Here is a 9,291-nt window from a genome sequence, read left to right on the forward strand (position 1 = left end):
GGACTCGTACGCTTCGCTCCAGGGGCTGTTCGCCCAGACGAGGGCGACGACGGCCGCCGCGAGGAGGAACTGGTGCGCTCTCGGCCGCGTCGGCCGCCGCGCCGGCCACGCTGAGGATCGTGCCCTCCACGGGGTGCGCGACCGCCTCGCGCGCCAGTTCGGCGGCCCGGCGCAGCGCTCCGGCGAGGTGGTCTCCGTCACCGATCCGTTCCGCCATGCCGCGCAGGAGCTGCGCCAGGATCGTGCCCGAGTTGCCGCGCGCGCCGATCAGCGCGCCGTGGGCCATGGCGCGGATCACATCGGCGGGGGCGGGTGCGAAGTCTCCGGTCTCGTGGGCGGCGAACACCGCCTCGACGGCCTGGGCGGCCGATTCGACGGTCAGGTAGAGATTCGTGCCTGTGTCCCCGTCCGCGACGGGGTACACGTTGATGGCGTCGATCTCCTCGCGCTCCCGGCCCAGGGCTTCCAGCGCCAGTGAGCACCAGGCGCGTACGGCCGAGGCGTCGAGACTCTGCGGCACCTGGCGATCCTCCTTGTGCGGCCGGACGTGGGCCGGGGCTGCGGGTTGTCCCGCAGCGTAGACCCCGGCCGGCTCCGGACGGCGGGGCGGGGGGCGGCGGGAGCGTGCTAGTTTCGTCTCTCGGAAGCAGTGGATGTATGCTGCTCCAGTTGCCCGATGAGAATCGGGCCATTCCCCCGGCGAGCCACTTCAGATCACTGATTCCGGCGCGCCGGATTCACCGTAAGTGCATCTGAAGTCTTTGGAGTGACCCGTGGCTGCCAACTGCGACGTCTGCGGCAAGGGGCCGGGCTTCGGCAACAACATTTCGCACTCGCACCGCCGTACGTCCCGTCGCTGGAACCCGAACATCCAGCGTGTGCGTGCAGTGGTCGGTCGGACGCCGAAGCGGCTCAACGTCTGCACCTCGTGCATCAAGGCCGGCAAGGTCTCGCGCTAACGCCGACGTTTCGTCGTAGCGCAGCCCCTGCGGTTGCCTTGAAAGCCGGTCCACCTCGGTGGACCGGCTTTTTGCCGTGCTCCGGGGACGGCGGGCGAAAGCTACGGCCAGGCGGCGGCCTGGCCCTGTCCGGGCCTAGCGGAAGCGCCAGCCGTGGTCGACCGGACCGATGCCCCTGCCGAGCGCGAACCCGGCCGCGATCGCGCCGGTGACGTACTCCTTGGCCGACGTGACCGCCTCCGGGACGGTCATGCCCGTCGCCAGTCCCGAAGCCACCGCGGAGGCGAGCGTGCAGCCCGTGCCGTGCGTGTGCCGGTTGTCGTGGCGCTGCGCCCGCAGCCAGTGCTCCTGATCGCCGTCCGTGAGCAGGTCCACCGCGTCGCCCGCGAGATGGCCGCCCTTGATCAGCGCCCAGCGGGGCCCGAAGCCCAGTACGGCTCCGGCGGCCCTGCGCATGCCGTCCTCGTCCCGTACCTCGATGCCGGTCAGCTGGGCCACCTCGTCCAGGTTGGGTGTGGCCACCGTCGCCGCGGGCAGCAGTTTGTTCCGTACGGAGTCGAGTGCGGAGGCCGCGAGCAGCGGGTCGCCGTGCTTGGACACGCCGACCGGATCGACGACCACGGGCGCGTCCGTTTCCGCGAGCAGCTCCGCGACGGTCTCGACCAGTTCGGCGGACGCCAGCATCCCGGTCTTGACGGCCTGTACGCCGATGTCGTCGACGACGCTGCGGTACTGGGCGCGTACCGCTTCCACCGGTAGCTCCCAGGCGCCCTGGACGCCCAGCGAGTTCTGTGCGGTGACCGCTGTCAGCACGCTCATCCCATGGACGCCGAAGGCGAGCATGGTCTTGAGGTCGGCCTGGATTCCGGCACCGCCGCCGGAGTCGGATCCGGCGACGGTGAGCACACGAGGGGGTGCGGGCATGCGGGGAGGTATCGGCATGCCCCCGAATGTACTTGCCCGTCCCCGATGCCTACTTGCCGTCCTCGATGTCGCCGAAGTGGTCCCAGCCGCCCTTGCTGTTCCACGGTGCGCCGTCGACGGTCACCTGCGGCAGCGCGGAGGGGTTGAGGACCTCCCCGATCACCTTCCAGCGGGCCGGCAGTTTGGCGTCCGGCGGGAAGGTGGCGACGATCGCGTGGTCCTCTCCCCCGGTCAGCACCCACTGCAGAGGGTCGACGCCGACGGCCTGGCCGATGTCGTTCATCTGCGAGGGGATGTCGATCAGTCCGGACCGCAGGTCGATCCGGACCTTGCTCGCCTCCGCGATGTGCCCGAGGTCGGCGACGAGCCCGTCGCTGATGTCGCACATGGCGGTGGCGCCGAGCCCGGCGGCCGCGGGACCGGCGTGGTACGGCGGTTCGGGCCGGCGGTGCGCCTCCACGAAGGCGCGCGGGGAGCGGAAGCCGCGCGAGAGCACCGCGTGCCCGGCGGCCGACCATCCCAACCAGCCGGTGTAGGCGACGACATCGCCCGGCTGCGCGCCCGAGCGGGTCACGGGTTCGTGGTTGCGGAGGTCGCCGAGCGCGGTGATCGCGATCGTGATGGTGTCGCCGCGGACGACGTCACCGCCCACCACGGCCGCTCCGGCGACCTGGCACTCGTCACGGATGCCGTCCATGAGCTCGGTGGCCCAGGTGACGGGCAGGTCGGCCGGGACGACGAAGCCGAGGAGGACCGCGGTCGGGACCGCGCCCATCGCGGCGATGTCGGCCAGGTTCTGTGCCGCGGCCTTGCGTCCCACGTCGTACGCGGTCGACCAGTCGCGGCGGAAATGCCGGCCCTCCAGCAGAAGGTCCGTCGTGGCCACGACCCGTCGGTCGGGCGCGGCCACGACCGCGGCGTCGTCGCCCGGCCCGAGCCGTACCGCGGGGGTGGTGGTGAGCTTCGAGGTGAGCTCCCTGATGAGCCCGAACTCCCCCAATTCGCCCACAGTTCCCTTCACCGAGTCACCTCTCCTTGTCCTGGACGCTGCGTGCGACCGGCTCCCCTGCCGGGCGTGCGGGGGTCGGCCCCCGGGTGGGCACCGCATACGGGTGCCCCTTCTGGCATGCGCTCGCGGTCGCGAGCCTTCACCGCTGTCGTTACCGTCAAGAGATACGTCAACTTCTGCTCGCCGTACGCCACGCTGCGGACGCCGTCCGCAGCGAGGGTCTCCCCGCGGCCCGCGAGGACGCGATACCGTGGCGACCCCGCTCCCTGGGATCTCCCCACCGACGGTAGGGGACATGATCCTCGTGCCGCCCTGGAGGCTCCGTGGTACAGGCGTACATCCTCATTCAGACCGAAGTGGGCAAGGCGTCGACCGTCGCCGAGACCATCGGCAAGATCCCGGGTGTGATCCAGGCCGAGGATGTGACCGGTCCGTACGACGTGATCGTGCGAGCGCAGGCCGACACCGTCGACGACCTGGGACGCATGGTGGTCGCCAAGGTCCAGCAGGTGGACGGCATCACGCGCACCCTCACCTGTCCGGTCGTGCATCTGTAGCCCCCGTCTAGGCTTGGCCGGTGACGTCCTACCGCCGCCGGCCCCTCTTCCTGTCCGCCGCCGCCCTGCTGGTGACCGCCGCGGGCTGCTCCTCCACGGACGCGTCGGCGTCGATCACGGTTCCCAGCCCCCCGGCCGAGGAAGCAGCCCTGTGCCGTGCGCTGAACGAGGAGCTGCCGGACGAGGTCGCCGGGCAGGGCCGCGACGACCCCGAGCCGTCGTCCGAACTCACCGCCGGCTGGGGCGATGCCGCGATCGTACTGCGCTGTGGCGTGCCCCGGCCGGAAAGGATGAGCGATCCCCAGGGCCAGGGCGTCGATGTGGACGGAGTCAACTGGCTGCTGGAGGAGCGTGACGCCGGCCCGAGGCTCACCACCACGTACCGCGAGACGTATGTGGAGGTCACCCTGGGCAAGCAGTACACGCACGACATCAGCCCGCTGACCGACCTCGCCGGGCCCGTCAAGAAGACGGTCCCCGCCACGTTTTGACGAAGGCGGCTACCGCAGCCCCGTGGAGCGGCGCAGGGCCGCCTGGATCAGCCGGTCCACCAGCTCGGTGTAGGCGACGCCGCTCTCCTGCCACATCCGCGGGTACATGGAGATCGGCGTGAAGCCCGGCATGGTGTTGATCTCGTTGATGACGAACTCGCCGTCCTCGGTGAGGAAGAAGTCGGCGCGCACCAGACCTTCGCAGGAGGCGGCGTCGAACGCCTGGACCGCGAGCCGCTGGACCTCGGCGGTCTCCTCCTCGGTGAGGGGGGCGGGCACCAGGCCGGCGGCGGAGTCGATGTACTTGGCCTCGAAGTCGTAGAAGTCGTGCGCCGTCACCGGCGGGATCTCGGCCGGGACGCTGGCGCGCGGGCCGTCCTCGAACTCGAGCACACCGCACTCGATCTCCCGGCCGCGCAGCAGCGACTCCACCAGGATCTTGGGGTCGTGGTGCTGCGCCTCGGCGATCGCGTCGTCGAGTCCGGCGAGGTCGTCGACCTTGGTGATGCCCATGGAGGAGCCGCCGCGGGCGGGCTTGATGAACAGCGGCCAGCCGTGCTCACCCGCGAAGTCGACGATCTTCTTGCGCGCCGCGGCCGCGTCCTGCGCCCACTCCCGCGGGCGGACGACCTCGTACGGGCCGACGGGGAGGCCGAAGGAGACGAAGACCCGCTTCATGTACTCCTTGTCCTGGCCGACGGCCGAGGCGAGGACGCCGGAGCCGACGTAGGGGACGCCGGAGAGCTCCAGCAGGCCCTGGAGGGTGCCGTCCTCGCCGTACGGGCCGTGCAGCACCGGGAAGACGACGTCGACCTCGCCGAGCGCCTTGGGCACGGCACCGGGCTCGCTGTAGACGACCTCACGGCTCCCGGGGTCGACGGACAGCACCACGCCGCCCTCGGCGGACTCCGCGAGCTCCTCGACGCTCGGCGTCCTGCGGTCGGTGATCGCCATCCGCTCGGGTTCGTCGGCGGTGAGCGCCCACCGGCCGTCGGACGTGATGCCGATCGGCAGGACGTCGTACTTGGTGCGGTCGATGGCGCGCAGCACCGCTCCCGCGGTGACCACGGAGATCCCGTGTTCGGAGCTGCGGCCGCCGAAGACGACGGCTACGCGCGGCTTGCGGAGCTGCTGCTCGGGGCTCTGGGGGAGGTTCTCGGTGCTCATATCGCGATGAGACTACCGTGCGGTTCGAACGTCGTGGAGTGCAGGCGCGGGCGTGCCGCGCCGGGCCGACCGCCCGGGGGCGGACGGCCCGGCACAGGTCAGCGCCGCTCGGGCTTCGCGGCCCGGGACATCAGCTCCTTGAGAGCGACGACCGGCGGCTTCCCCTCGTGGACGATGCCGACGACGGTCTCGGTGATAGGCATGTCGACCCCGTGCCGCCGCGCCAGATCCAGCACGGACTCGCACGACTTGACGCCTTCGGCCGTCTGCCGGGTGACGGCGATGGTCTCCTGGAGCGTCATTCCGCGGCCGAGGTTGGTGCCGAAGGTGTGGTTGCGCGACAGCGGGGACGAGCAGGTCGCGACCAGGTCGCCGAGCCCGGCCAGGCCGGAGAAGGTGAGCGCGTCGGCGCCCATCGCGAGGCCGAGGCGGGTGGTCTCCGCGAGGCCGCGGGTGATCAGTGAGCCCTTGGCGTTGTCGCCGAGGCCCATGCCGTCCGCGATGCCGACGGCGAGACCGATCACGTTCTTGACGGCGCCGCCCAGTTCGCAGCCGACGACGTCGGTGTTGGTGTAGGGGCGGAAGTACGGCGTGTGGCACGCGGCCTGGAGCCGCTGGGCGACCGCCTCGTCACGGCAGGCGACGACGGCGGCCGCGGGCATGCGGGACGCGATCTCCTTGGCCAGGTTGGGGCCGGTGACGACCGCGACGCGTTCGCCGGGCACGCCGGCCACCTCCTCGATGACCTCGCTCATCCGCTTGGCGGTGCCGAGTTCGACCCCCTTCATCAGGGAGACGAGCACGGTGTCCGCGGCCAGCTGGGGCGCCCACGCGGCCAGATTGCCGCGCAGCGTCTGCGAGGGGACGGCAAGGACGGTGAAGTCCGCTTCGTGCAGCGCCTCTGCCGCATCGGTGGTGGCGCGCAGGTTCTGCGGGAGCTCGATCCCCGGCAGGTAGTCGGGGTTGGTGCGGGTGGTGTTGATCGCCTCCGCGAGTTCGGCACGGCGGCCCCAGAGGGTGACCTCGCAGCCTGCGTCCGCGAGCACCATGCCGAAAGCCGTGCCCCACGAGCCCGTTCCGAAGACGGCCGCCTTGACGCGCTGTGTCACTTCGCTTCCTCCCCGGCGGCCTTGCGGCGCTGCTCCGCGCGCACTTGGCGCAGATCGAACGGCTTCTCCGGCGCCTTCTCGCCCCGCAGTTCCTCGAGCTGCACGGTGATCGCGGCCATGATGACCTCGGTCGCGGCCTTCAGGACTTCGGGCGTCGGGTCCTGGCCGTAGAAGCGGGAGAGGTCGACGGGCGGGCCGGCCTGCACCTGGAGGGTCTTGCGCGGGAAGAAACGGACCTTGTTCTCCTTGGCGTACGGCGGCATCGCCAAGTTGGCGCCCCACTGCGCGACGGGGATGACCGGCGCCTTCGTCTGCAGCGCGGCGCGCGCCACACCGGTCTTGGCCGTCATCGGCCACATGCCCGGATCGCGGGTGAGGGTCCCCTCGGGGTAGAAGGCGACACATTCGCCGCGCTCCACCGCGTCGACGGCGGCGCGGAAGGCGCCGACTGCGTTGGAGGACTCGCGGTAGACGGGGATCTGGCGGGTGCCCCGCAGCAGCACTCCGACCACGGGCGCCTTGAACAGTGCGGCTTTGGCAAGGAACCGCGGCACTCGTCCGGTGTTGTACTGGAAGTGCCCGTACGAGAACATGTCGAGGTACGAGTTGTGATTGATGGCGGTGATGAATCCGCCGTCGGCCGGAATGTGTTCCATCCCCCGCCAGTCCCGCTTGAACAGAAGCAACAGCGGCGGCTTTGAGATGACCGCGGCCAGGCGGTACCAGAAGCCGATTCTACGGCGGGACACTCGGACACCTTCCTCTTACGACCGGGCTATTGCCTGGCTGCTGGGGGTCAAGTGTCGCCCCAGGCCTCTGGTCTGTCGAGAACACGGTACGCCCCGCCTGTGGGCCCTCCCCTCGGGGCCTTCTGCGGCTGGGGCCACAATGGGCGCGATGCGCACGGACCAAGACCTCGACACGGACACGATGCCGGTCGCCGCGCCTGCCGTCGCCTGGTCCCTGGTCGTGCCGCTGAAACCGCTGGCCCTGGCCAAGAGCCGGCTGGCCGGAGCCGCGGACGACAGACTGCGGCCCCGCCTCGCCCTCGCATTCGCCCAGGACACCGTTGCCGCGGCACTGGCCTGCCCGGTGGTGCGGGATGTGGTGGTCGTCACTGACGATCGAAGGGCCACGGCCGAGCTCGCGGCACTGGGGGCGCGGATCGTGCCGGACGCTCCGGCAGCGGGCCTCAACGCAGCGCTGTCCCACGGGGTCCGTACGGTGCGCGCGGTCCGTCCGTCGGCGGCGGTCGCGGCACTCAACGCCGATCTACCCGCATTGCGTACCGCGGAATTGGAACGCACGCTCGCCGCCGCTTCGGTATTTACCCGGGCATTTCTGACGGATGCAGCCGGAATCGGCACGACTTTGCTGTGTGCCCGGCCGGGTGCGGAATTGCGGCCGGCTTTCGGCGGCCCTTCACGTCGTGCGCATTTGGCTTCGGGCGCCGCGGAAATTCTTCTCACCGGCGTCGATTCCGTGCGCCAGGACGTCGACACCGGCGACGACCTGGCGGCGGCGCTGGCGCTGGGCGTGGGGCCGCGGACCGCCGAGCGCCTGACGGCGGGGGTCCGTGCCGGGGAGGACCGGCGCGCCACGGAGGGGCACCAAGGCCTCTAAGCTGCATCCATGCAGGCGACCTCGTACACATACGACCCCGAGACCCGCAGCGGGAGCGTCCTGCTGGACGACGGAACCCCCGTGGAGTTCGACGCGGCGGCCTTCGACGCGGGCGGTCTGCGGCTCCTGCGCCCGGGGCAGCGGGTGCGCATCGAGACCGAGGGCGAGGGCGAGAGCCGCCGCATCACACTGGTGACGCTGTACACCTTCTGACGGCGCCGTCCCGCGAGGCGCCGCCCCGCTCGAAGCACTGCCCCCACCGACACACCGCGGGCCGGTCTCCCGGGGGAGACCGGCCCGGCGCGTGAGTGGCTGGGCGGCCTTGTGCCGCTTACTTCTTGGAGCGTCGCGCCCCAAGTGCTACTTCTTCCTCGCGGTCGTCTTCTTGGCGGTCGTCTTGCGCGCCGAGGTCTTCTTGGCGGGCGCCTTCTTGGCCGTCGCCTTCTTGGCCGGGGCGGTCTTCTTCGCCGTGGCCTTCTTGGCGGTGGTCTTCGCCGGGGCCGCCTTCTTCGCGGCCGCGGTGGTCTTCGTGGCAGTCGTCTTCTTCGCCGTCGTCTTCTTCGCGGCCCCGGTGGTCTTCTTGGCGGCCGTCTTCTTCGCCGTCGTCTTCTTCGCGGCGGTCCGCTTCGCGGCGGCCTTCTTGGCCGCGGCCTTCGCGATGGTGGGCGCCTGGCCGGAAAGACTGCCCTTGGGCGCCTTCTTGACGGCGACCTCACCTCCCTTGGGGAGCTTCTTCGAGCCGCTGACCAGGTCCTTGAAGCCCTGTCCGGCGCGGAATCGCGGCACGGACGTCTTCTTGACCCGGACACGCTCGCCCGTCTGCGGGTTACGGGCGTAGCGGGCGGGGCGGTCGACCTTCTCGAACGAGCCGAAGCCGGTGACCGAAACCCGGTCTCCGGCGACCGTTGCGCGGACGATCGCGTCAAGTACGGCGTCGACGGCGTCAGCGGCCTGCTGACGCCCGCCGAGCTTGTCGGCAATCGCTTCTACGAGCTGCGCCTTGTTCACGTCTTCCCCTTCGGAGACATTTGGCCGGAACGATTGCGTCCAGGCTTTTTCGCACGTTAGGCAGATATATACCGCAAATCAAACACGAAACGGGCTAATCACCCTAGTGCCGCAACGAAGTCGACCTCGGCTGCGTTCTGAGGTCAGTCACCTTCAGGGAATCGACCCTCGTCGAGGTCCTTCATCAACCGGTCCAGACGCCTTGCCGCGTCCGGGAGATCGTGCTTCGCCGCTGCCGTGACGACCAGCAGCTTCCGGGACAGCGCCATCCTTACGCCCTCCGGGACTTGCAGTGCGCGCACCTTTGTGTGCGCTTCCTTCAATCGGGCCGCGACCGCCTCGTAGAGCTCGAGTTGGCTGTCACGTTCCATGCACCGATTGTGCCATCTGGGGCGAGTTGTCGCCCGGCAGGGCCTCAACAAGCGACTGCGCCCCCCACCGGAC

The 9,291-nt window shown here is 70.4% G+C and carries 13 protein-coding genes; 5 read left to right on the forward strand and 8 right to left on the reverse strand.

Annotated elements, in window-relative coordinates:
* Positions 1-520, reverse strand: a 520-nt coding sequence (locus tag ABZ070_RS32860) for a DAK2 domain-containing protein (RefSeq protein WP_356639286.1), incomplete at its 3' end; no start/stop codon positions are given.
* Positions 521-773: 253 nt separating this feature from the next.
* On the opposite strand from ABZ070_RS32860, the gene rpmB reads away from it, so the two are divergent.
* Positions 774-959: a 50S ribosomal protein L28 gene (gene rpmB, locus ABZ070_RS32865; RefSeq protein ID WP_003957616.1), complete on the forward strand. Its 186-nt coding sequence runs from the start codon at positions 774-776 to the stop codon at positions 957-959.
* 135 nt (positions 960-1,094) lie between these two features.
* Here the strand turns inward: rpmB and thiD are convergent, their stop codons facing one another.
* Both thiD and ABZ070_RS32875 read right to left on the reverse strand, forming a co-directional pair.
* Positions 1,095-1,883 (reverse strand): bifunctional hydroxymethylpyrimidine kinase/phosphomethylpyrimidine kinase, encoded by a 789-nt coding sequence (gene thiD, locus ABZ070_RS32870; RefSeq protein ID WP_356639302.1) that lies wholly within the window; start codon positions 1,881-1,883, stop codon positions 1,095-1,097.
* A 49-nt stretch (positions 1,884-1,932) separates the two neighbouring features.
* Positions 1,933-2,904, reverse strand: a complete 972-nt coding sequence (locus ABZ070_RS32875; protein ID WP_356639288.1) for a thiamine-phosphate kinase — start codon at positions 2,902-2,904, stop codon at positions 1,933-1,935.
* A gap of 311 nt (positions 2,905-3,215) precedes the next feature.
* Between ABZ070_RS32875 and ABZ070_RS32880 the strand changes: the two genes are divergently transcribed.
* Both ABZ070_RS32880 and ABZ070_RS32885 read left to right on the forward strand, forming a co-directional pair.
* The gene (locus ABZ070_RS32880) at positions 3,216-3,449 is read left to right on the forward strand and encodes an Lrp/AsnC ligand binding domain-containing protein (protein WP_029384521.1); all 234 of its coding nucleotides are present in this window, start codon (positions 3,216-3,218) and stop codon (positions 3,447-3,449) included.
* A gap of 20 nt (positions 3,450-3,469) precedes the next feature.
* Positions 3,470-3,940, forward strand: a complete 471-nt coding sequence (locus tag ABZ070_RS32885; protein ID WP_356639290.1) for a DUF3515 domain-containing protein — start codon at positions 3,470-3,472, stop codon at positions 3,938-3,940.
* Between the two features lie 9 nt (positions 3,941-3,949).
* On the opposite strand, the gene ABZ070_RS32890 is transcribed toward ABZ070_RS32885, so the two are convergent.
* The 3 genes from ABZ070_RS32890 to ABZ070_RS32900 form a co-directional block, all read right to left on the reverse strand.
* Positions 3,950-5,107 carry a D-alanine--D-alanine ligase family protein gene (locus ABZ070_RS32890; RefSeq protein WP_356639292.1) on the reverse strand — a complete coding sequence of 386 codons (1,158 nt, stop codon included), beginning with the start codon at positions 5,105-5,107 and terminating at the stop codon, positions 3,950-3,952.
* Between the two features lie 98 nt (positions 5,108-5,205).
* Positions 5,206-6,216, reverse strand: a complete 1,011-nt coding sequence (locus ABZ070_RS32895; RefSeq protein ID WP_356639294.1) for an NAD(P)H-dependent glycerol-3-phosphate dehydrogenase — start codon at positions 6,214-6,216, stop codon at positions 5,206-5,208.
* Positions 6,213-6,965, reverse strand: a complete 753-nt coding sequence (locus ABZ070_RS32900; RefSeq protein WP_356639296.1) for a lysophospholipid acyltransferase family protein — start codon at positions 6,963-6,965, stop codon at positions 6,213-6,215. The genes ABZ070_RS32895 and ABZ070_RS32900 overlap by 4 nt, the downstream gene beginning before the upstream one ends.
* A 148-nt stretch (positions 6,966-7,113) precedes the next feature.
* Between ABZ070_RS32900 and cofC the strand changes: the two genes are divergently transcribed.
* Both cofC and ABZ070_RS32910 read left to right on the forward strand, forming a co-directional pair.
* Positions 7,114-7,839 (forward strand): 2-phospho-L-lactate guanylyltransferase, encoded by a 726-nt coding sequence (cofC, locus tag ABZ070_RS32905; protein WP_356639304.1) that lies wholly within the window; start codon positions 7,114-7,116, stop codon positions 7,837-7,839.
* 9 nt (positions 7,840-7,848) lie between these two features.
* A complete protein-coding gene (locus ABZ070_RS32910) occupies positions 7,849-8,052 on the forward strand; it encodes a hypothetical protein (RefSeq protein ID WP_264247461.1) in 204 nt (67 codons plus the stop codon).
* Between the two features lie 147 nt (positions 8,053-8,199).
* On the opposite strand, the gene ABZ070_RS32915 is transcribed toward ABZ070_RS32910, so the two are convergent.
* Positions 8,200-8,847 carry an HU family DNA-binding protein gene (locus ABZ070_RS32915; RefSeq protein WP_356639298.1) on the reverse strand — a complete coding sequence of 216 codons (648 nt, stop codon included), beginning with the start codon at positions 8,845-8,847 and terminating at the stop codon, positions 8,200-8,202.
* A 143-nt stretch (positions 8,848-8,990) separates the two neighbouring features.
* Positions 8,991-9,218, reverse strand: coding sequence for a hypothetical protein (locus ABZ070_RS32920; RefSeq protein WP_356639300.1), 228 nt, complete (start codon positions 9,216-9,218; stop codon positions 8,991-8,993).
* Positions 9,219-9,291: the final 73 nt, after the last annotated feature.

The organism is Streptomyces sp. NPDC006283, from assembly GCF_040613325.1.
GTDB lineage: Bacteria > Actinomycetota > Actinomycetes > Streptomycetales > Streptomycetaceae > Streptomyces.

Excerpts from the sequence above, each read along its gene's own strand:
- thiD (WP_356639302.1), bottom strand. The coding sequence starts at position 1,883 with ATGCCCGCACCCCCTCGTGTGCTCACCGTCGCCGGATCCGACTCCGGC.
- ABZ070_RS32890 (WP_356639292.1), bottom strand. The coding sequence starts at position 5,107 with ATGAGCACCGAGAACCTCCCCCAGAGCCCCGAGCAGCAGCTCCGCAAG.
- cofC (WP_356639304.1), top strand. The coding sequence starts at position 7,114 with ATGCGCACGGACCAAGACCTCGACACGGACACGATGCCGGTCGCCGCG.
- ABZ070_RS32910 (WP_264247461.1), top strand. The coding sequence starts at position 7,849 with ATGCAGGCGACCTCGTACACATACGACCCCGAGACCCGCAGCGGGAGC.
- ABZ070_RS32920 (WP_356639300.1), bottom strand. The coding sequence starts at position 9,218 with ATGGAACGTGACAGCCAACTCGAGCTCTACGAGGCGGTCGCGGCCCGA.